The organism is Paraburkholderia sp. WC7.3g (genome assembly GCF_050436345.1).
Taxonomy (GTDB): Bacteria; Pseudomonadota; Gammaproteobacteria; order Burkholderiales; family Burkholderiaceae; genus Paraburkholderia; species Paraburkholderia podalyriae.
The window spans coordinates 1637682-1660019 of the sequence record NZ_JBNDMA010000004.1; the positions used below are offsets into that span (position 1 = coordinate 1637682).

The following is a 22338-nucleotide window of genomic DNA, read 5'->3' on the forward strand; positions in this document are numbered from 1 at the left end:
GGCATCTTGAGCGACCCCGCATTTTCCTCGCAACCGGTGCTGGGCGGCCGCTGGCATTCAACGACCTTGCGCATTGTGACGGTCTATGCGGCGATCTTCTCTGTCTCCGTCATGCTGCTGTTAGTGCTGGTGGAACGTTCGGTCACGTTCGTCATGGACCGCGAAACCGATGCAGTCCTCCACTGGCAATTGATCTATTTCGATACCACTCCCGTCGACAGTCTCGCCGACGCCGTTCGTCAGCGTTCTGAACACGAGCGCATGCACCCCAACTTTTACGGCCTGTTTGCTTCCGACGGACGGCATCTGGCTGGCGATATACTCGTGCGCCCGCCTGGTGTCCCCGTTAATCGCGTGGGTATGACTCTCGGAGACAAACTCGTACTCGGAGGCAACGAAACAGCCCCAATGGTTCGCGTCATGGCCGCCCAGCGCGCGAACGGTGACACGCTGGTGATCGCGAGAGATCTTACCCATGTCTTGCGCATACGGCAAACCATGATCATTGCGCTGATCGGCGGTGGTCTTTTTTGTCTCAGCGCGGGCGTCATTGCCGGACTAGCACTGAGCGTCAGACAGGTTCGACGCCTGAAAGCGATCCGCCGCGTGACCCAATGTATTGCGCAACGCGGCGACCTCGGACAACGTCTGCCGACTGGGGGACGCGATGAAATCGATATGCTTGCTCAACTGGTCAACCACATGCTCGCCGAAGTCGAAAGGCTGATGAACGAGGTGAAAGGAACCTGCGACGGAATCGCTCACGATCTCAGAACGCCTCTTAGCCATATACGCACGTCGCTGGTGCACATTGACGAGCGAATAGCCGGACTACCGGACGCCGAGCTGAACAAGCTAGTAAATGACGCGCGGCGCGACACGGATGCACTGCTGGAGCGCTTCCGTGCGATGCTGCGTATCTCCGAAATCGGAAGCTTGCAACGTCGCGGCGGTTTCGAGGAAATGCAACTGGCCTCGCTTTTGACGGAAGTCGGCGAACTCTTTGAACCGCTGGCCGAGAGCCGGTCAATCGGCATCGTCACACAAATTGCGAGCGTCGGTACGACGCATGCGGACCGCGCGTTGATTTTTGAAGCTCTCAGCAATCTGCTTGACAACGCGATCAAGTTCACGCCGGATGGAGGCACCGTCAGGCTCGAACTCATTCGGACGTCGCGTGGCCCGCAGATCGATGTCATCGACAGTGGTCCGGGCATTCCTGCGGATGAACGCAACGCGGTCCTGCAGCGCTTTTATCGCAGCGACCGGACGCGACATCTGCCGGGTTCCGGTCTCGGGCTGAGCATCGTCTCGGCAGTCGTGAACGTGCATGACTACTGCATGCGCATCAGCGATGCGAACCCGGGCACGCGCGTGACGATTCAGTGCTGGACCAAAACATTGACATGACCGATTTTCTCAATCAGCCCCTCGCGCTCAACAGTTCATGCGTGTTTTACTAGTTACCGGTACACAACCCGAGGCCGCCTGGCTTCAGAAAGCCCTGATCGAGAGCGCGCACAGCCTTGAGCACGTCGACGATTTGAAGGATGCGATCTTCCTGGCAGGTCAAGAGCGCTTTGACGTAGTGATTGTCATGTCGACAGACGTTCCGCCCTATGCCTGCCTGCTAGCTGCCCTACCAAAACTCGCGAGCGAAAGCCGCGGTGCACCAATTATCGTGGCGCTCGGTGCGGCTCACGCAAAGGAAAGGACGCAGGTACTGCGAGCCGGTGGCGACGCCTGCTTCTGCCATCCGCTGTCTTTCATTGAATTGCACGAGCGCATGCATGCATTGCGGCGCGTTAGCTCTGATGCGGTCCAACGCGAGGGACAGGTGCCCGTGTGTCCCACATTCGATACTGCCACGCGGGAGCTGGTGCTGGGGGTACAGCGGCTCTATTTAACACGCCGCGAATCCATGCTGCTTGAATGCCTGCTGCGCCAGCCGAATCTGCCTGTGTCACGATCCGATCTGATCCGCTATGCGTGGCCCGATCACGATGACGTCGCTGCTTCGAGCGTCAATCTTGTCATATCGCGTCTGCGTCGTAAGCTCTCGCCGCATTATCCGGATGTACACATCGATACGTTAAAACGCTACGGCTATCAGCTCACGCTGACGAATGGTTGACGACAGTTGCCGGTCGATCCGACACATAGTAGCTTTCCCGCTTCTTTCCCGCTTCTTTCCCGCTTCTTTCCCGCTTCTTTCCCGCTTCTTTCCCGCTTCTTTCCCGCTTCGCATGCCGCTGACTGTACGCTTCCCGACCAAGGGAAGCGCACTCCCTATGATCCGCCAAAGTAGACGTTGCAATAGCTTGGTGGACCCACGCATTGGTCGGCGGTGTTCGTTGCTTCCAACGCGCAGCCGGACAGGAGAGCGCTAGCAACGGTCGCCAGAATCAAGGCCACGCGGAATTTCGTGGATCGGCTTCGGTTCATGTCGGCTCCAGATTACAAGCGTTCGTAGGGCACGAATCTCAGCCAACGACGTCATCGTGCCGCCGTTGGTCAAGGCGCTTTGCTACGTTACGGGTGCGCATAGATCGTCGAGTTCAGGTAAGCAAGTTGCCCATCCTGCTCGGCGTGCACCAGTTCCTGGTAAACCTGAGCGCGGGTCTTCGGCGCCTCCGGTTGACCATATGGCGCCACCCACTGGCCACTGGCCGCGCCTGCCGATGTGACATTTGACGCGACCTGAGCCGCCTGACTGCTCACTTGCGTGCTATCCGCGGAACCGGCCGGAGCCGACTGTGCAAAGGCCGTTGCGGCCGACAGTGTTCCAGCGATAACGATCGCCAATGTGATCCGTTTCATTTTCTCATCCTCAACATTTAGGTTAATTGGCCGGTCGCTGTGCGTTATGCCTCGCGAGAACCGGTTGAGGATCAGCATAACCAGCCACCTTTATCGGATGACTAGCTGAACGGTGAAAATTAGTTTATCGAAGACAAAATGTGCGATCACGAATCGCTGAACCCGTGCGGATCGGAACATTACTCATAAGTCAGGAATTTTGCGGACAGATGGTCTATGCTTGAGCGATAGCTATTGAGAGCATCGCCCATGAAACGAGATGGCCGGAGTCTGGCTCACAACACGCTCGAAGAGATGCGTATCCTTGCAGTTCAGCGTATGGCTGAAGGCGAGCATCCAAATGATGTTGCCGCGTCATTTGGGATGCATCGCTCGTGGGCGTACAAGATTAGGGCGCAGGCGCGAGGCCGTGGTCATGGTGTGCGAGCGCTGCGCTCGACCAAGGGCACAGGTCGCCCACGTACGCTCACTGCGACGCAGGAGCAGCGGGTAATGCGCTGGGTTAATGGCAAGAATCCAATGCAGTACGGGTTTGATTTTGGCTTGTGGACGCGCAACCTGGTTCGTGAGCTGGTACGACAGAAATTCGGCGTCACGCTGAGTCTGGCTTCGATCGGTGCGATGCTCGCCCGTCTGAACCTGACGCCGCAAAAGCCGTTGCAGCGTGCTTACCAGCGTGATCCGGAAGCTATCGAGCGTTGGCAGCGAGACACCTATCCGAGCATTGCCAGGCAGGCTCGCGAGCAGAAGGCGGACATCTTCTTCTGGGATGAATCGGGCTTCCGTGCTGACTCGGTGCATGGCAGGACGTGGGCGCCGCGCGGTGAGACGCCGGTGGTCGAGCGGCCCGGCGAACGGCAAAGCATGAGCGCCGCGTCCGCTGTTAATTCGAAGGGCGCTTTTTGGTTTGCAACGTATGAAGGGGCACTTAGCGGCGAGTTGTTCGTGGAACTGCTCAAGAAGTTGATGTTCAATCGGAGAAGAGCGGTTCATTTGATCGTCGACGGATTGCCAGCGCATAAGAAAGCCGTCGTTAAGGACTATGCCGCTAGTACGCAGGGCAAGTTGACTTTACATTTCCTGCCCGGTTACGCACCGGACCTCAATCCGGATGAACTGGTGTGGAGTCACGTCAAGCGGACCGGCGTCGCGCGACGCCCACTTCAAAAAGGTGAAAAGTTGGGCTCAAAAATTCACGAGCAGCTTTCACAAATTAGCCGCGATCCGTGCCTTGTTCGCTCATTTTTTAGGCATCAATCTGTCCGCTATATTTCTGACGTATGAGTAAAGCAATTTCATTTAATCGATCGCTTTTTATCACCCGCAGCCAATCGTGTCCGAATACATTCCCGCCAGTCGCTCGCATCGACGCGCGAACTCGCGCCCGAAAGCGCGGCAGACATATCTATCCCTAGGAAAAACCACATGAATAAAGCATTGGCAACAGCCTGCGCGGCGCTTGCGGCGGTTTTCGCGACAGCCGCGCACGCTCAGAGCAATGTCACTCTCTACGGCACGCTCGACACGGGTATCGACTATGTCAGTAACCAGAAGACAGCCAACGGTCAGGGACATAGCAACTGGATGATGGTGAGCGGCAATCTCAACGGTGACCGCTGGGGGCTGCGTGGCACCGAAGACCTGGGCGGCGGCTTGCACACGGTGTTCGATGTGGAGAACGGATTCAACATTGCCAACGGCAAACTGGCTAATGGCGGAGACGTCTTCGGGCGGCAGGCGTGGGTGGGATTGTCGAGCAACACGTGGGGCACAGTGACCATGGGGCGCCAATACGACTTCCTCGTCGACTTTGTCGCGCCCTTGTCGGCAACCGGCTCCGGCTTCGGCGGAAATATCGCGGATCACCCATTCGATAACGACAACCTGGCTAACGACTTCCGCATGAACAATGCGGTCAAGTACCGCAGCCCGGATTACCACGGTTTCAAATTCGGCTGGGCTTACGCATTCAGCAATGCGGCTGGCGGCTTCAGCAACAATAACGCATTCAGCGCCGGCGCCGCATGGTCGCGCGGGCCGGTCGACCTGGCAGTCGGATATTTTCAGGGTAATCATCCAGGCGGCGTCGACGCGCCCACCAACACAGGTGGTGCGATCAGCAGCAGTGACGGCGACGCGATGCTGACGGGCGCGCGTCAACGCATCCTCGGCGCAGCGGGCCGTTACGCATTCGGGCCCGCCACCGTCGGCCTCGTAGTCACGCGCACGATCATGGACGACCCAGCTCAAGTCGCGCAAGGCGGTACGTACGTCGCTCTCGAGGGGGACCTCTTGACGTTCACCAACTACGAACTGAACGCGCGATATGCGCTTACGCCGGCCCTGAGCCTCGGCGGCTCTTATACGTTCACCGATGGGCATTTCAGCAGCGCGAGCGGCGTCGCATCGCCCAAATGGAATCAGGTGATGCTGCAAGCCGACTATGCGCTGTCGCACGTTACAGACGTCTATCTTGAAGGGGTCTATCAGCATGTGTCCGGCGCCAGCGGCATACCGGCGCTCGGCAACGCTTCTATCTTTACGCTGGCACCGTCGGCAGGCGATCAGCAGACCGTGGTCGCAATGGGCTTGCGCCACCGCTTCTAGACATCTGTCTTTAACTCGCGTTGTGAATGACGAGCAGGACGCATCGCCGCGAATCGCTGCAAACCGCTGCGAGGCATCCTATTCTGCGAAACGTGACTGTTCACTTCGTCGTTGTGGACGTGGGCGTGTCGGCGGGTTCGTTGGCCCATCCACCTCCTAACGCGTCTATCAGTGCAGCGGAGGCGATCAACTCGCGAGTTTGCAAATCCAGCACCGAGGTTTGGGTTTCGAGTTCCATTGCCTGCGCAGTGACGACATCCAGATAGCTCACGACGCCATCGCGATAACGCGACATCGACAACTCAAGCGTACGCTGCGCAGCCGAAAGCGCGCGTCCTTCTTTCGCGGACTCGTTGCCCAGGTAATGCAACTGCGAAAGCTGATCTTCCACCTGCTGTACCGCCAGCAGCACCGTCGCCTTGTACTTTTCACCATTTTCTGCCAGCTTTGCCTGCGCCTGCCGCGTGACGGCCGCTCGCCGGCCGCCGTCGAACAGGGTCACCAGCAGGCTCGGACCGATCGACCACATCTCGTTAGGCGCTGCCAGCCACGGGGATAAAGTTGTGCTTTGATAACCGCCGTCAAGACCTAACGACACATCCGGGAAAAAAGCTGCTTTGGCGACGCCAATCTGCGCGTTCGCCTGGGCGACGTGGCGCTCGGCAGCCGCAATATCGGGCCGACGTTGCAGCAGCGCGAGAGGCACTCCAACTGGGATGGACGGCAAATACGTCGGGGCGACGGCGGGCGCTAGAGAGAATTTTGAAGCCGCTTCACCCGCAATAGTCGCGATCGCATGCTCGTACAAGGCCCTTCGTGCCGACACATCTTCAACTGACGCCCTTGCCGATTCAAGTTGGGTTTGAGCACGAGACACATCGAGATCGGATGCGATACCGCCACCGTGCCGGCTTTCAGTCAACTGCAATGCATGCTCATAGGTGCGAACGGTATCCGCCAGCAATTCCTGCTGTTGATCGAGACCACGCAGATGGAAATACGCCTCTGCAAGCTTTGCCTGCAAACTCAACCGCAATGACTCGATGTCATACTGGCTCGCCTGCTCGGCCGCCTTGCCCGCGGCAACCTCATTGCGCACCTTTCCCCATAGATCGAGGTCGTAGTTAAGGCCGACATCGACAGTCGCCGAATTGTAGAGCGCTGGTTGAGTAGCGCCCCTCAATGGCCGGTTGTCGGACTGACGCGAGCGTGAGAGCTGCGCATAAGCGCCGATGGTGGGAAAGAGGCCAGCTCGAGCCTGGTCCAGATACGCTTGCGCCTGGTCATGCCGAGCCATCGCCGCGGCCAGGTCGGGGTTAGCGCTGGCCACCTTGCCTTCCAGTTCATCGAGGACCGGATCGCGATACACAGTCCACCACTCACCGCGCGGCATACGGTCGGCAGGCTGCGCGAGTTGCCATCCGCGGGCTTCCTTGAACGCGCTCGGCATGGCCGACGGCGGTACCTGATACGGCGGCGCGAACGAACACCCGCTCACGAGCGCTGCGGCAATCAGAACCGTGCATACGCGACGCCTAACCATGACTGCGCTCCGCGTCATTGTGCTGTGTCAGCGCGGTCGTCGCGGATGTCGAAGCAAGTCGCACCGGATCGCCGTTTGCCAGCGAATCAGGCGGGTTGTCGATGACCCGGTCGGTGGCGGTCAAACCCGATGCAATCACAATCTTGGTACCCAAGTCGGTCGCAACGCTCACCCGCTTCAGCATTGCGTGATTGCCCGGACCAACCACCGCCACTTGCAAACCGCTTTCCCGGAACATCAGCGCGCTAGCAGGAATTGTCATCGCATGGTTGTCCGTGGGCAGTTCAAAATGAACTTCGGTGTATTCGCCGGGAATCAGCACGCCGCTGGAATTGTCGACTGCCAATTGCACCAGCAGCGTCCCTGAAGAGGGCGTGATGGAGTCGTCCGTGTCGACGAGCTTTGCGGAGAACTGCATGCCGGGGCGTTCAGGCACGGTCAGACTCGCGACCAGGCCGGGCCGGATCACGGCGGCTTCGTTCTGCGGCACGCTGACGTACACGCGCAGTTGCCGCGCGTCGGAGACGGTGAACAACTCCGGTCCGTTGCCGCCGCCCGCGCTGATCAACGCGCCGACATCGGTCTTTCGCGCGGTCACGACTCCATCGAAAGGTGCGGTGATCCGTTTGAACGATTCAAGCGCTTCCAGCCGTGCAACATTCGCCTGGTTCGCGGCAACCATCGCCTGCTTTGCCGCAAGGTCACTCGTTTTTTCGTCTGTCTCCTGCTGCGATACGGAGTCCTGCTGCAGCATCTGGGTCCACCGGCGCGACGTGGATGCCGCGAGCGTTTCGTTCGCCTGTGAGGTACGCAGATCGGCACGTGCCTTAGCGAGTTGCTGATCGAGATCGGGGGTATCGATTTCGCCCAGCAACTGCCCGGCCTTCACGTGCGCGCCAATGTCTGCATACCACGCATGCAGATAACCCGAGACGCGCGCATAGATCGGTGCCTTCACATAGGCCGACAATTGGCCTGGTAAGACTAGCACCTGCGCAGAACTGTCATGCAACGGCGGGTTGGCGACGACCGTTGGAATCGCCTGCGCGGCCGACCATTTGGCCATCTGCTCCTTTGCATGGACGCGCGTTGCGATGCCGGTCGCTGCAACCGCTGCGGCAGCCAGCAGAGCGACAACCCCTGCGAGTTTGAGAGGCCGCAGCCGCCGCGGCGCTGCAATGTCGATGTCAGTTGACATGGATGACTCCAGGTTCGGAAGATGAATGGTCGTGTGACTCGCGTTGTGGTTCGCTCGGCTCGGCCTCTGGTGGGGCGGCGTCGCGCCGGTGCACCAGACTGAAAACGACGGGAACGAACAGCAAGGTGGCGCAGGTGGCGCAGATCAGGCCACCAATCACGGCTCGCCCGAGCGGTGCATTCTGCTCGCCGCCGTCGCCGAGACCCAGCGCCATCGGAGCCATGCCGATGATCATCGAGAGTGCCGTCATCAACACAGGGCGAAACCGCGAGAAGCCCGCTTCGAAGGCCGCTCGCAGTGCGTCGTGAGTCACCGCGAGCCGTTCGCGTGCGAAGCTGACGACCAGCACGCTGTTCGCGGTTGCCACGCCCATGCAGAGGATGGCGCCAGTGAGAGCAGGCACCGACAGCGGCGTGTGCGTCGCAAACAGCATCCACACGATGCCAGCCAGCGCCGCAGGCAACGCCGAGACGATCACAAAGGCGTCGCCCCACGAGTGAAAGTTGACGACGATGAGCAGATAGATGAGCGCGATGGCACCGACGAGGCCGAGTAACAGCCCGGTAAATGCGCTATTCATAGTCTGCACCTGACCACGCAGCGTGACCGTTGAGCCCTTGGGCACATCTTTCGCAGTGGCACGCACGATGCCGTCGATGTCGCTCGCGACCGCACCCAGATCGCGGCCCTGCGGAGTGGCGTAAATATCAAACAGCGGCTCGATGTTGTAATGCGATACCACCGCGCTGCCCACGCCGCGCGCGATGCTCGCGACACCGCCCAGTAATTGCGACCTGCCGCTCGCGTCGGTTATCGGCAGGTTCTCGAGACTGGACAGCGATGCCATCCAGTATTCGGGGGTTTGCGCGACGATCGGATACGAAACCCCATTGTTCGGATTGAGCCAGTAGGTGGCCGCCACCTGGCTCGTACCGGCGAGCGTTGCGACGACGGAGTCCGTCACATCCTCTTCGCTAATGCCGAGTCGTCCTGCGTGAGAGCGGTTCACCGCGATTGTGAATTGCGGGTAATTGACCGCCTGCTGAATGCGGGGATCGGCAATGCCGGAGATCATCCGCACGCGCCGCAACAGTTCGTCCGCATACCGGTGATTTCCGGCCTGATCCGGCCCAGCGACCTGAAGATCGATCGGTGCCGGTGCGCCGAAATTCAGGATCTGGCTAACGATGTCCGCCGGTAAGAAAGAGAAAGTCGTACCCGGAAACGCGTGCGGCAGCACTTCGCGCAGCTTTGTCACATATTGAGCCGTTGGCGCGTGATTCTCGCCCAGCGAGATCATGATGTCGCCGTCCTGCGAACCGATGGTGCCGCTGTTGTCGTATGCCAGGTTGATACCGCTGACTGGCAAGCCGATATTGTCGACCACGCTACTCAGTTGATTGGGCGGAATGACCTGGCGAATGGTGTTTTCAACGTGATCGAAAATGCTTGCCGTATTCTCGATGCGCGTGCCAACCGGTGCGCGTACATGCAGTGCGATTTCGCCCGCGTCGATGTCGGGAAAGAAATTCCGTCCGAGCCATGGTGCAAGCACGAACGACACGCATACGACGGCGAGTACGCCAACGACAAAGCGCTTTCGGTTCGTCAGCGCGAGCCCGAGAAGCACACGATATACACCGCGCACGCGCTCGAAGCGTCGCTCGAAGCCGCGCTGGAAGCGGACGAACGGATTGCGCGACGTGGGACGTTCCGACATGCTGCCATGAGGATCGGTTATCGCGGCGAGCTCACCGCTTGCATGTCCACCCGATGCATGAGGCGCGAGCAGGTACTGCGCCATCATCGGCACAAACGTGCGCGACAGAATGAACGAAGCGATCATCGCAAACATCACGGCTTCCGCCATCGGCACGAAGAGAAACCGCGCGATGCCATCGAGCAACAGCATCGGAACGAACACAATGCAGATGCACAGCAATGAAACCAGCGCGGGCGTGACGATCTGCTGCGCGCCGTCCATGATCGCCCGCCGCACGTCTTTTCCCTGTTCAAGGTGCCAGTTGATGTTCTCGATGGTGACGGTGGCATCGTCGACAAGTATTCCGACCGCTAGCGCGAGTCCGCCTAGCGTCATCACATTCAGCGTCTCGCCCATCAGCGAAAGCGCCGCAACGGCCGCGAGCAAGGCTAGCGGAATCGACGCCGCGATGATAACCGTCGAGCGCCAACTGCCGAGGAAAAGCAGGATCATGGCCGACGTGAGAGCCGCCGCAATGACGCCTTCGCGCACCACGCCGCTCACCGCGCCCTTGATGAACTTTGACTGGTCGCCCATCGTCACGAGCTTCAATTGCGGGGGAAGCGAAGCTTCGACGAGCGGCAGTTTCGCCTTGACGCCCGAAATAATGTCGAGTGTCGAAGCGGAGCCGTTCTTCAGGATACTCATCAGCACCGCGCGGCGGCCGTCAACCCGGACAATATTGGTTTGCGGCGGATATCCGTCCCGTACATGCGCGACATCGCGAATGTAGATGGTCGCGCCGCCGTCCTCCTTCACGGGTAGCGCATTCAACTCCTGCAGGTCCACTGGACTATTGTTCAGCTTGACGTTGTACTGGAATGCACCAACCTTCTGCGTGCCGGCAGGGATGATCTGGTTCTGCCGGGCTAGCGCCGCCGCGACGTCTTCCGCCGACAGCTTTCTCGCCTGCAACGCTCTTGGATCAAGGTCGATCTGGACCTCTCGCGTCTTTCCGCCGTATGGCGTCGGAATAGCCACACCCGGCACACTCAGCAATTGCGGACGAATCGCGTTCGTCGCGTAGTCAGCGAGTTGCTGTTCGTCGAGTGTGTCGCTGGTCAACGCTAACTGCAATACAGGAACAGTCGACGCGTTGTAATTGAGAATTTGCGGCGGAGTCGTGCCGGGTGGCATCTGCTTAAGCACGGTCTGCGAGATCGATGCGACCTGAGCCGTCGCGGTCCGGATGTCGACCGTTGGCTGGAAAAATATCTTGACGATGCCGTAACCCGTGAACGACTGGGATTCAATATGCGCGACATCGTTAACTGTCGTGCCGAGCGTGCGTTCGTAATAGGTAACGATTCTGCCCGCCATGTCGTCAGGCTGTAGTCCCGTATAGCTCCATACGACGCTAATCACCGGAATGCGTATGTCGGGAAAAATGTCCGTCGGTGTGCGCAATGCCGATAAAGGGCCCAGAATTAGAATGAGCATCGCGAGCACGATGAACGTATAGGGCCGCGTCAACGCCAGCCTGACCAGTTTCAACATTGGAACAGCTCCATTCAGGAAAGCGCATGGTCATCGCGCGCAGGCATCGGTATGCGCTCGATGCATGGCACGCATGTTTATGAGGGGATTCTGAACGTAGGGCGCTAACAGGGTTCTACCTCGAACATTAAGGAACTTTTAGTTAGCGAGACGCGTGTGGACGAGAGCTCGAGGCGGCACCGGAGAGGTTGGGGACGCTTGTACGCATTGCTGCCCGCAGTGGGGCTTTGCGACTTCCTCTCGCGGAAACCGCTCCACGTACAGTGCATCAGCCTGGTGGCATGGCGGACAGCAGACAGGCGGCGTTTGAAGCGTGATGCGGCTCAGCGATCACCTGAATTGCCGTGAAGAACTAGACACCTCACACGCAGCCGGCTGGACGCGCAGTTGTCAGGTGCAGTGCGCAGCTTGCCGCAAGGCCTCATTGAAAAACGGTGGCTTGACGTTCAAGCGACCGCCTTAAGCGATGACGTACGATCCATTGCGCGGTAGTGGTCCACCGCAAAGTCTACGAAGCTTCGCACCCTCCTCGACAACAGGCCCGGAGACGAATACAACGCGCAAAGATTTCTCGCGCCGCTGCCGACGCTGAACTGTTCGAATAGCTCGACAAGCGCGCCGCGTTGCAATTCCGATTCAACGATCGAACGAGGTAACAAGGCGATTCCCAAGTGGTGCATGCATGCGGACTTCAGCATCGCATAGCTGGACGACGCAATCCCGGCAGATGCGGTGACGCGTGAAACCCGGTTACGATCCACGAACTCCCAGCAGCGAGTCCCGCTTCCTGACCGGTACAGCAGCGTGTGTCGGGTCAGATCCGCGAGGGCAACTGGCGTGGCGTGCCTGGACAGGTACTGAGGCGATGCGACGACAATCTGTGGGATACGCAGAAGTGGCCGGCAAACGAGCGCTGAGCTGAATAGCCCGGGATCGTCCGAGAAGCAGACGTCGAAGCCACCTTCGACCATGTCGATATGGACATCGAAAGTCGTTACCTCGAAGGACACGCCAGGATACAACTCCCGGTAGGCGGCAACCAGGCGTACGAGTCCGCCGTCAGCGAAGGTTGCCACGCTTGCAACCCGGAGCGCCCCGCGCAACTCCCGGGTCGACTGTACGAGGGACGTTTCCATTTCGTCCAACTGCTCGATAATCGCGCGACAACCCTCGAGATAATCGCGACCTGCTTCGGTTAGCGACAGCGTGCGCGTGGTCCGGTTGATCAAGCGGGTATGCAGATGAGCTTCCAGCAAGCCAATGCTGCGCGTGACCGATGCCGCTGACACGCCAAGCTGCCTGGCCGCCAGATTGAAACTACCGAGGCCGACCACACGGGTGAAGACGCGCATCGCCTGAAGCTGATTCATGATGCAATGTCCATGGTTGAACGATGGATGCATCATTGCTCGCTTCCCCTAAAGTCCCCGCTCCACGTTGATGAAGTCTTTTTTAGTTTTGCTTCGCGCCGACACCAACGCTAAAAAAAGTAAGTCAAGCGGGTGGTAGCCAAATACAACGGCTTGCGCCCCTTCAACACGTCTGTCTGCCGGCACTTTCCATGCCGAGAACGACTCACGCGCCTTGTTCAACTTTCCTGAATGCTCGATTTCATTTCCTTGTGAACGGTGGCAATTCTCGCTGCCTAGACTTGCTTCGCCTTTCGAGTCGAGCGACCGAAATTGCGTAGGCAGTCTCGAGTCGATCGTCTGCGGCTCCTGGCAACATCATGCGGACAATCCTTAAATAGCGAGTCAAAATGAAAAAGACGAACTTGACGTGGGCAGCAGTCGCCTCCTTGACGCTGGTCACCGGCGTCGCGCACGCACAATCGAGCGTGACGCTCTATGGGCTTCTCGATGAGGGCCTCAACTTCACGAGCAACGCAAAAGGACACGCCACGTATCAAATGAAAAGCGGTGACACGTACGGGAGCCGTTGGGGCTTGCGAGGCGAGGAAGATCTCGGTGGCGGTCTGAAAACGATATTCAAGCTGGAAAGCGGCTTCGATACGAACAGTGGGCAGGCAGGCCAGAGCGGGCGTCTGTTCGGCCGGCAGGCGTACGTCGGATTGTCGTCCGATCAGTACGGCACCATCACGTTCGGCCGTCAGTACGATACGAGCGTCGACGAGCTTGGCTTCGGCGGCCTCACCGCGGCCGGAAATTATGGTGGCGATGTGAACGCGCATCCGTTCGACAACGACAACGCGGACTGGGATTTCCGCGTCAACAACGTTGTCAAGTATGTGAGCCCGACATACCGCGGCCTGACTGGCGAAGCGATGTACGGTTTTAGCAACCAGGCGGGCGGGTTCGCGAATAACCGCACCTGGGGCGCGACGTTGAACTACCAGAACGGTGGCTTAACGGCGGCGGCTTCCTATCTTAAGCTCGACAACCCCGGTGCAAACGCCAGCGGCGCGGTTTCCGGCGACACGCTGTTTGCCGCCTCATCGCAGCAGGACATCGGCGTGGCCGCGACTTACCGCTTTGCGCATTCGCTGGCCGGACTCGCCTATTCGCACGTCGACGTGTACGACCCGACTTCCAACTCGTATTTCACGTCCCAGAGCGGGCCCTCCGGCGGGACATGGAATTCCTGGAAATTCGACAACTTCGAAGCAAACGAGCAGTACTTCTTCCGACCGGACCTGTGGCTCGGAGCGGCTTACACGTTTACGATCGCGCACCTTCACTCCACCAGCGGTTCCTTTACTCCCAAGTGGCATCAGGTCGGTCTCACGCTTGACTACGATCTGAGCAAGAGCACGTCGGTCTATGTACAAGGTGCCTACCAACACGTCGTCAGCGCGCACACCGGCACTGACTTCGACTATGCTCAAATCCCCGCCGCGGCCGGCATGTCTAGCAGCCAGAACCAGATGGTCTATCGCGTCGCCATGATTCATCGCTTCTGACGTGGCGAGCTATCGCACGCACCACGAACGATGACGTTTGAGCCCAGCGCTCCACAGAGTGCTGGGCGAGATAGCGTTCAGAAATTCCCTGCCGCGAAATGGGCATCGGCCGCCTGGCGGTGGCCGCAAACGACGCGGCGGTGCGGCGGGTATCGCGCCAATGCTGATCCAACCGCGAGCGAGCCCATTAAGCTGCATCAAGGCATACCGCGCTTCCGAATATGGCGACTCGCCAGCCCGGCCCAAGTCGACTCGCCTCATGCGGCGAATGAACCGCGGGCCGCCTGGCTTCCCTGCAACTCGACCGGCACTTCGGCATCAACCGGATCTCGATGCCCCAGCGGCCACCGCATTTAGCCTCGCCGCTGCGCCACGGCCGCTTGCCAACCGGTGCGCGCTTCGGCCCATTCCGCCAGCATCAGCAAATGCAGGTCGCCGTGAGCGGCACCCACCAGTTGTGCGCCAAGCGGCAAGCCGGCCGGCCCGAACCCCACGGGAACGGTCACGGCCGGCACACCGAGGAAAGTCCACGGCGCGCAGAACGATGCGTCGCCCGTGTAGTCGAGGCCGCGCGGCGGCTCGCCGGTGGCCGGCGCGACCAGTAGCGCATCGAGCGCCATCGTGCGCGTCAGCCAGTCGTGAAAGCGATGCGCCATCGGCATCTGCGCCGCCTTGATGCTGGCGTATGCGGTGGCGGCCAGCTTGCGCCCGTCATCGACGAGACCGCGCATTGCCGGGCTCACGAGTTCGGGCGTGCAATCGACGAGGTCGCCATGGGTAATGGCCGCTTCCACGGACATCAGTTTCAACGCATACGCGGGCGTTTCGAAAATCTCGGCCGGCAGATCGACCGGGACGATCTCCGCGCCGTCTCGCGCGAGCTGGGCCGCGAGCCTGTCCAGCGCGGCCTGCTGCGCCGGCTCGATTTCGCCGCCGGCCTGTCTCGACAGCACGCCGACGCGCCGCGTCCGAGTGCCGGGCGCCATCGCGGCGGAGTGCGGAACGCACGAGACGTGTGGATCGGCTGCATCGGCGCCGGCAACTAGCGCCAGTGTGTAGGCCACATCCGCGACGCGCGTCGCGAAGATGCCGACGTGATCGAGCGACCACGCCAGCGGCAACACGCCCGTGCGCGCGATCGCGCCGTAAGACGGCTTGAACCCGACGATGCCGCAATACGCCGCAGGCCGGATCACCGAGCCCTGGGTCTGCGTGCCGAGTGCGAGCGGCACGATGCCCGCCGCCACCGCCGCCGCAGAGCCACTTGACGAACCACCCGGCGTGAACCCGCCATTCCACGGGTTGACGGTCGCACCCGGCTGACGCCAGGCGAATTCGGTGGTCACGGTCTTGCCGATAATCGACGCTCCCGCCGCACGCAGACGCGCCACCACCCACGCATCCCGCTCAGGGCGTCGGCCTTTGTAGGCGGGTGAGTTGAATTCGGTCGGCATGTCGGCGGTATCCAGAACATCCTTCACCGCGACAGGCACGCCCGCCAACGGGGCCGTCGCATCAGCGGCATTGATCGGCGCAGCCTCCGGCAAATAGCAGAACGCATGCAATGACGCCTGCGATTCGCACGCCGCGTCATAGGCGCGCGCGACGTATTGCTCGACGCCGGCGTCGCCCGACGCAATCTCGGCGCGAATCCGGGCAATAGTGGGAATCGGGGGGATGGAAGAAGCAGCGAACGTGGTCATGGAAGCGTCGGCAAACGGTGTCATTTGGCGGCAAGCGCCGGCTGGATGTAACTCTGAACGATGAATCCATCGTAGTTGGGTTGCTGCTTCAGGTTGCCGAGCGCGATCTGCGTGTCCATCGCGACGGTCAGCGCTTTCGGCGTGATGCCGACGTTTCTCGGATACACGCCTTCGTCCAGCATGCGCTTGACGGCTGCATCGACCACCACGGGATCGAGCGTGGGGAATTCCTTGCGAGCGATCGCCGCGGTTTCCGCAGGATGGCCCTGCATGTAAACCAGCGCGTTCTGCAGCCCCTTCACGAACCGCGCGGCCGCATCGGGGTCGACGCTGCGTTTGGCGGAGATCGACGAGAATGCGTACTCGCCATAGAGCTTCGGGAAGCCGAGCACGACTTTCATGCCCTTCGCGACGGCCTGATCGAGACCCGGCTCATACATCACCGCGATCTTCGACTGACCGGCGACCAGCGGTCCAATTTCCGAGCCGAGCGGCACCTGAACCAGCTTGACGTCGCTCTGCGACATGCCGTTCTCCTTCAGCAGCTTGAAGAACAGCGACGTGCTCGTAGTCGGCATCTGTCCCGCCACGACAACCTGATCCTTCACATCCTTGATGCCGCTGAACTTCACGTCCGGCGCAACCGCGATCCACACCGCCGCACCGTTCACGACATTGGCGATCACGTCGACGTCCGCGCCCTTCTCGGCGGCCACGGCCGTCCACTCCGGCCCGTGCAGCGAGAAATCGGCGCTGCCCGACAGCACGGCGGAGAGTGCCGCGCTCGGGCTGCCCGCCGTCTGCTTGTCGACGTCGAGTCCTTGCTTCTCGAAGAAGCCACCGTCGATCGCCACATAGAGCGGCAGATACAGCATCGACTGGAACGCCTGTGAGATTGTCACTTTCTTGCCGGCTGCAAGCGCCGGTGTCGAAACGGCTGCAACGCCAAGTATTAACGCGGTGCTCAGCGCGGTCAGCGCCTTTGTTGCGGTTAGTGCCATCGTCTGTCCTAAGATGAAATGGTTGGACTGCCGGAAACGTTAGACCTTGAGCGTCGTGGTATTCGACGCCTGCCGCCACGGCAGCAGCTTGCGCTCGAGCAGGTCGATCAAAAAGTACAGAACGAAGCCGATCGCCATCAGTACGAACAGGCCCGCCCACACGGTGTTGAGGTCATACAGGCTCGATGCTGTGAAGATCATGTGCCCGAGGCCCTTCTCCGACGAGATGAATTCGCCCACTACCGCGCCGACCAGACCGAAGCCGACGTTGATGCGAAAGGTGGAGATCACATAAGGCAGGGTGAATGGCACCACCACTTTCATGAAGACATCGTTCTTGTTCGCACCGAGCGTGACAAGCAGCGCCTGCAAATCAGGATCGGCGTCTTTGGCCGCTTCATACGCGGCGATCAGCGCGACGATCGCTGTCAGCGAAATGGCCAGCGCGACCTTCGAGATCAGCCCCGTGCCGAACCATAGAATGACGATCGGTGCGAACGCGATCTTCGGCACACTGTTGATCGCGACGATGAACGGCTCGATCAGCCGCGCGACGAACGGCGAATACCACAGCGCGAGCCCGCACACCGATCCGACCGCCGTGCCGAACACGAAACCGAGAATGGCTTCGAAAAGCGTATAACCGGTGTCGATAAAAAGCTGCTGCGATTGGATATCGCGCACGAGCGCCGCAAGAATTTTCGACGGCGAGCCGACGAGGAAATTCGATACCCAGCCAAGGCGCGCCGCACCTTCCCAGATGGCGAAGAACGCAATCACGGCCGCCAGTTGCAACAGCGAGCGGCCCAAGCCGCTGTCGAGTGCGTAACGCCCGCGAGCCCTCGGCGCACGCCGTGCCGGTGCGGATTTATCGATGGAAACAGACTGCGTCATGCTGCCTTTACCTCCGTCTGAATATCTAGCTCGCCACACAATGCATGAAAATAACCCGCGAAGTTGGGGTCGCTGCGCGCACCGATCGGCGAGCGCGCGGCGATGTCGATGTCATAGATCTTCTTGACTTGCGAAGGCCTGCCGCCGAGCACGACCACGCGCCTGGACAACGCGACCGCTTCGTCGATGTCGTGCGTGACGAGCACCACTGTCTTGTGGAACGTGTCGACAGCTTCCATCAACACCCCTTCCAGATACAGGCGCGTTTGGTAGTCCAGCGCGGAGAACGGCTCGTCCAGCAGAATGATGTCGGGATCGTTGATCAGCGTGCGGATGAGTGCGACGCGCTGACGCATGCCGCCCGACAGCATACGGGGATAAGCGTGTTCGAAGCCCGCGAGACCATACGTGTTGAGGTATTCCATCGCCATGTCGTGCGCCTCGGCGGCCGGCATATTCGACAATTCCGGTCCGATCAGCACGTTTTGCAGCACGGTACGCCACGGCAGCAGCAGATCGCGCTGCATCATGTAGCCGACCTTGCCGCGTAAGCCGTCGACGCTTTGCCCGCGATAGATAATCTCGCCGCTATCCGGCTCGAGCAGACCGGCGATCACGTTGAACACGGTGGTTTTCCCGCAGCCCGACGGCCCGATGATGCTGACGAAATCGCGTTCGTGAATATCGAAGGTCAGACCGCCGAGAACGTCGACCGAACCGACTTTGTTCGAAAACGATTTACGGATATTGCGTAACGCAAGCTGAACTGACATGTTTGTTCCTCGACGACGGTTCGGTGTGCATTGCGGCAGACGGTGGGCGGCGTCAAACGCCCCGCTGCGCGGCGAGAAAACGGCGGCGCATCGGCTTGAGCAAGGCAATGGCCAGCAGTGCGGTGACGATGTCGAGCGTGATCGCGGTGGAGAACACCGGCTCCCAGCTGCCCGCGTGCTGATGCAGCAATGCCGCGAGCGGGCCGCCAATTGAAGCTCACCGCGACGCCGTCGCTGTCGGTCACGCCCAGCCACACCGTATCGCCCGGCCCACGACCGGCGCCCCACGGCGCGGCCTGCGTCAGCGACACTTGCGCGGCCATTGCGTCGAGCGCGGCCGGCTGCAAGAGCTCATGCGGATCGACGCGCATGTGATCCGGATCGGTAATCTCGGCATCGCGCACGGCGAACCCGAGCTTGGTCGCTTCGACGCACGCATGCACGAACTCGGGACCAAGCGGGTCCATGCCCTTCGTCAGCACGCGATCAAGGATGCCCAGAATCAATAGCGACACGAGCCCCTGGGTCGGCGGCGGCATGTTGTAGATCGTACCCAGCGAGTGCCTGAGCGCGAGCGGCGTTCGCAGGCGCGCCTCGTGCCGCTCGAGATCCGCGAGACTCAGCAGCGAGCCGGCCGACTGTAGATCGCTCGCGATGCTGCGCGCGAGGTCGCCGCGATAGAAGTCGTCGAAGCCCGCGTCGGCCAATTGTTCGAACGTGGCCGCAAGACGCGGGGCAACGAAGCGCTCGCCGGTACCGGGCGCGCGACCGCCGTGTAGAAAGGTCTCGTTGAAACCCACGATCGGGCGCAATTCGGAAAGGCGGCTTTCGACACACTGCGACTGGCTGCGCGTAACCGGCACGCCCTGCTTCGCGTAATGAATCGCGTCTTCGAGCAGGCGTTTCACCGGCAGCCTGCCGCCGAGCGTCTCAGCGGACCAGCGATGCGCGCGCTGCCAGCCCGACACCGTGCCGGCGGCTACCGTATTGGCTGCGACCGGGCCGCACACGGGAATCGCGGACAGTCCGCGCGAACGAGATTCGTCGATGGTCGCGGCCAGCGCCACCACGCCGCACGCTTCGGTGCCGACCGGCTCAGCGCCGGGACGCGAGATCAACCGGAAGCCATCTCCGCCGATGTTGTTCATGTGCGGATAGACGACCGCGATCGTCGCGGCCGCGGCAATCATCGCTTCGACGGCGTTGCCGCCATCACGCAAAATCGCCAGAGCGCTTCGCGCGGCGAGCGCGTGAGGCGCGACCGCCATGCCGCGGGTTGCGCGGCTCGGGTTCAGGAATTCGGACAGCATTGGAGGCACAGGGGTTTGCTTGTATACATAGCCAGTGCATACGCGAGAACCATGCCAACGGGTAGGGTCGCGCCAAAGGTCGAGTGCAGAAGGCGCTCGAGAAAGCGAGGCACTCCAATGCATGTCGCTAGATGGTGCCGCGCAACCTCGGTGGTGCATACGGAACGCTGTGAGGCTCCGATGCGGTGCGGGCGCGTTGCAGGCGCTCAGTCGTAAGCGTGCGCACCTCCGCCCGGCTCCCTTCAATGTGCGACCCCAGCAATGCGACGGCACGGTCCGCCGCAAGATCGCGGATGGCCGAGAGAATCGCAATGTGCTCGTCGTAAGTGTCGTCGATGCAGTCGCCATAAACGAGATCGAGCCGCCGCACCACGCGGATGCGGTCGGTCACGCGCTGCATGGCCGCGCTCAGCTCGGCGTTGCCAGCGGCGAGGACCAGCGCCTCATGAAAGGCTTCGTCGAGCGACACCATCTGTCGGCCGTCGCGAACCCGCTGCGTGTGAGGAACGTTCCAAATACGGTCGAGCCGGTCGAGCATCTGCAAGGCGGTCGCGGACAAAGTGCCGTCGACCCCAAAGAGCCGGCTGACCGAAAACGTCTCGATCAGCTTGCGCATTTCGTACAGATCTTCGAAGCGCTTGAAGTCGATCGGCACGACTTCCCAGCCGCCTCGCACATAGCCGCGCATCAAACCGTCGCTTTGAAGGCGTTGCAGCGCTCGGCGATACTGCCTTCGGTCATGCGATCGCCGGGCAGCAGGCGCATGTCGAAGATATCGTCGCGCACGCTGAAGTAAACATGGTCAGCGCGCGATGAGGGGGAGTGGGTCGTGTCTTTCACGCACGGGCCTGGAATTAACGGACTTTTCGGCAGTGACTATCGGTCAACTTCAAAACATTAGTCAACACAAATCTAGCTTGCCGGAGTCCGTCACAAGCCCGCCTATGCGTGGGCCCACACCCTATCTCTTCTTGTCTTTCCTGTGCCGGATGTACGCGAGCGGCATCTGTGCCGGCCGGGCCGTTGTTATCCCGCTAGAGGCTTTTCGCGCTGTCGCCGCCCGTCACTTCGATTTCGGAGCCGGTGACCATCGCGGCTGCATCCGAGGCAAGATATACCGCCGCAGGCGAGATGTCTTCCGGCTGCACCCACCCGACTCCAAGCGGCATCGTTGCCGCGCGGCGGTCCCACGCCTCCTGCGGCGTCAGGAAACCGTTCGGTTTGTGGTAGCCGGTCTCACCGACGCTTTCGGTCAGTCGCTTTTCGTACAGCGTCAAAGCGGTGGCGACGAGCCCCGGTACCACGGCGTTGACCGTAATGTTGTAGCGACCGAGTTCGAGGGCCGCCGACTTCATCAGCCCAAAGATGCCCCACTTGGACGCCGCATAACTTGCTGCGTCTTTCGTACCGTGCCGTCCCTGCATCGAAGAAACCACAATGATGCGGCCATAGTTGCGCTTCACCATCATGGGTGCGAATGCCCGGATAGTATTCGCGGTCCCGTTCAGGTTATTGTCGATGACGTCCGTCCACTCGGTGTCCTGGAGGTCCAGAAGTGGCTTCCAGTACTGAATGGCGGCGTTGGCTACCACGATATCGATCTTTCCGTAACGCTGTTCGATGCGATTAGCGGCGGCGCGCAACGCGCCCGGGTCGCGGACGTCTGCGCGAATACCTTCGGCGCGGCGCCCATACGCCTGGATCATGCTGACCGTCTCAGCAAGCTCTTGCGGCGTGGCGGGTGCTGCATCAGAGGCAGCACTGACCGGTCCCGAGATGTCGAGCGCAATGACGTCCGCTCCATTTGCCGCGAACTCGACCGCAATGGCGCGACCGATTCCGCGGGCCGCTCCGGTGACGACCGCAACGCGTCCCTGCAACCTGGAATCCCGGCCAGCGACGATCGGCCCGGCCGTCTTATCCGCCGGCGGCACTGGCACGGGCAGCCCGTCCATCGTCGCAGCGCCGCCGGGCGACTTCTGAGCCTGCGCGACGCCTGACAGCAACATGCCGGCTGCGGCCACGCCGCCGCCAACCATCCACTTTCGTCGCGAACGATCGGGATCATCGTAGTCGCTGTCAGAGTTTCTTTCTTTCGTTGTCAATGCAATGCTCCTTTCGGATTGGGTTCGGGCAGCGCGCCTCCCCTACGACGGCGCATGACAGAAGGTCATGCCGTGGGCGACGAGGCTGCGATGCGCAGACCCTGAAATCGGAATCTTCGGAGGCCGGGCGTAGCGCGAATCGAATTCGGAAGACTAAATCTCGCCATCCTTACCCAGAAAGCAGTTCGCCAGGCAGTTGGCGCGG

16 protein-coding genes and 1 pseudogene are annotated in these 22338 nt (G+C 60.8%); 5 read left to right on the forward strand and 12 right to left on the reverse strand.

What is annotated here, in order from left to right; all coding sequences use genetic code 11:
* Positions 1-6: 6 nt before the first annotated feature.
* Positions 7-1410, forward strand: coding sequence for a HAMP domain-containing sensor histidine kinase (locus OKW43_RS41110; protein ID WP_187638663.1), 1404 nt, complete (start codon positions 7-9; stop codon positions 1408-1410).
* Positions 1411-1447: 37 nt separating this feature from the next.
* A complete protein-coding gene (locus OKW43_RS41115) occupies positions 1448-2134 on the forward strand; it encodes a response regulator transcription factor (RefSeq protein ID WP_429454554.1) in 687 nt (228 codons plus the stop codon).
* 398 nt (positions 2135-2532) lie between these two features.
* Here OKW43_RS41115 and OKW43_RS41120 read toward each other — a convergent pair whose 3' ends face one another.
* Positions 2533-2820: a DUF4148 domain-containing protein gene (locus tag OKW43_RS41120; protein ID WP_429454773.1), complete on the reverse strand. Its 288-nt coding sequence runs from the start codon at positions 2818-2820 to the stop codon at positions 2533-2535.
* 249 nt (positions 2821-3069) lie between these two features.
* Here OKW43_RS41120 and OKW43_RS41125 point away from each other — a divergent pair, with 249 nt between their 5' ends.
* Both OKW43_RS41125 and OKW43_RS41130 read left to right on the forward strand, forming a co-directional pair.
* Positions 3070-4104, forward strand: coding sequence for an IS630 family transposase (locus tag OKW43_RS41125; RefSeq protein ID WP_187639016.1), 1035 nt, complete (start codon positions 3070-3072; stop codon positions 4102-4104).
* Positions 4105-4245: 141 nt separating this feature from the next.
* Positions 4246-5427, forward strand: coding sequence for a porin (locus OKW43_RS41130; protein ID WP_429454556.1), 1182 nt, complete (start codon positions 4246-4248; stop codon positions 5425-5427).
* Positions 5428-5527: 100 nt separating this feature from the next.
* Here OKW43_RS41130 and OKW43_RS41135 read toward each other — a convergent pair whose 3' ends face one another.
* The 4 genes from OKW43_RS41135 to OKW43_RS41150 all read right to left on the reverse strand — a co-directional run bounded on the left by OKW43_RS41135 (position 5528) and on the right by OKW43_RS41150 (position 12797).
* Positions 5528-6970 (reverse strand): efflux transporter outer membrane subunit, encoded by a 1443-nt coding sequence (locus tag OKW43_RS41135; RefSeq protein WP_429454558.1) that lies wholly within the window; start codon positions 6968-6970, stop codon positions 5528-5530.
* Positions 6963-8168 (reverse strand): efflux RND transporter periplasmic adaptor subunit, encoded by a 1206-nt coding sequence (locus OKW43_RS41140; protein WP_429454560.1) that lies wholly within the window; start codon positions 8166-8168, stop codon positions 6963-6965. The genes OKW43_RS41135 and OKW43_RS41140 overlap by 8 nt, the downstream gene beginning before the upstream one ends.
* Entirely contained in the window at positions 8158-11427 is a 3270-nt protein-coding gene (locus OKW43_RS41145; protein ID WP_429454562.1) for an efflux RND transporter permease subunit, read from the reverse strand. The genes OKW43_RS41140 and OKW43_RS41145 overlap by 11 nt, the downstream gene beginning before the upstream one ends.
* Positions 11428-11873: 446 nt before the next feature.
* A complete protein-coding gene (locus OKW43_RS41150) occupies positions 11874-12797 on the reverse strand; it encodes a LysR family transcriptional regulator (RefSeq protein ID WP_429454564.1) in 924 nt (307 codons plus the stop codon).
* 389 nt (positions 12798-13186) lie between these two features.
* Between OKW43_RS41150 and OKW43_RS41155 the strand changes: the two genes are divergently transcribed.
* Positions 13187-14347, forward strand: a complete 1161-nt coding sequence (locus OKW43_RS41155) for a porin (protein WP_187638645.1) — start codon at positions 13187-13189, stop codon at positions 14345-14347.
* Between the two features lie 353 nt (positions 14348-14700).
* On the opposite strand, the gene OKW43_RS41160 is transcribed toward OKW43_RS41155, so the two are convergent.
* The 7 genes and pseudogenes from OKW43_RS41160 to OKW43_RS41190 form a co-directional block, all read right to left on the reverse strand.
* On the reverse strand, positions 14701-16050 hold the full coding sequence (locus OKW43_RS41160; RefSeq protein WP_429454567.1) for an amidase: 1350 nt from the start codon (positions 16048-16050) through the stop codon (positions 14701-14703).
* Positions 16051-16070: 20 nt separating this feature from the next.
* The gene (locus tag OKW43_RS41165; RefSeq protein WP_429454569.1) at positions 16071-17051 is read right to left on the reverse strand and encodes an ABC transporter substrate-binding protein; all 981 of its coding nucleotides are present in this window, start codon (positions 17049-17051) and stop codon (positions 16071-16073) included.
* A 39-nt stretch (positions 17052-17090) separates the two neighbouring features.
* Positions 17091-17945, reverse strand: coding sequence for an ABC transporter permease (locus tag OKW43_RS41170; RefSeq protein ID WP_429454571.1), 855 nt, complete (start codon positions 17943-17945; stop codon positions 17091-17093).
* Positions 17942-18718 carry an ABC transporter ATP-binding protein gene (locus tag OKW43_RS41175; protein ID WP_429454573.1) on the reverse strand — a complete coding sequence of 259 codons (777 nt, stop codon included), beginning with the start codon at positions 18716-18718 and terminating at the stop codon, positions 17942-17944. The genes OKW43_RS41170 and OKW43_RS41175 overlap by 4 nt, the downstream gene beginning before the upstream one ends.
* Positions 18637-20028 (reverse strand): gamma-glutamyltransferase family protein, encoded by a 1392-nt coding sequence (locus OKW43_RS41180; protein WP_429454575.1) that lies wholly within the window; start codon positions 20026-20028, stop codon positions 18637-18639. Before OKW43_RS41180 ends, OKW43_RS41175 begins: the two co-directional genes overlap by 82 nt.
* Positions 20029-20155: 127 nt before the next feature.
* Positions 20156-20793 (reverse strand): annotated as a pseudogene (locus tag OKW43_RS41185) (GntR family transcriptional regulator).
* Positions 20794-21062: 269 nt separating this feature from the next.
* Entirely contained in the window at positions 21063-22133 is a 1071-nt protein-coding gene (locus OKW43_RS41190) for an SDR family NAD(P)-dependent oxidoreductase (RefSeq protein WP_429454577.1), read from the reverse strand.
* Between the last annotated feature and the right edge of the window lie 205 nt (positions 22134-22338).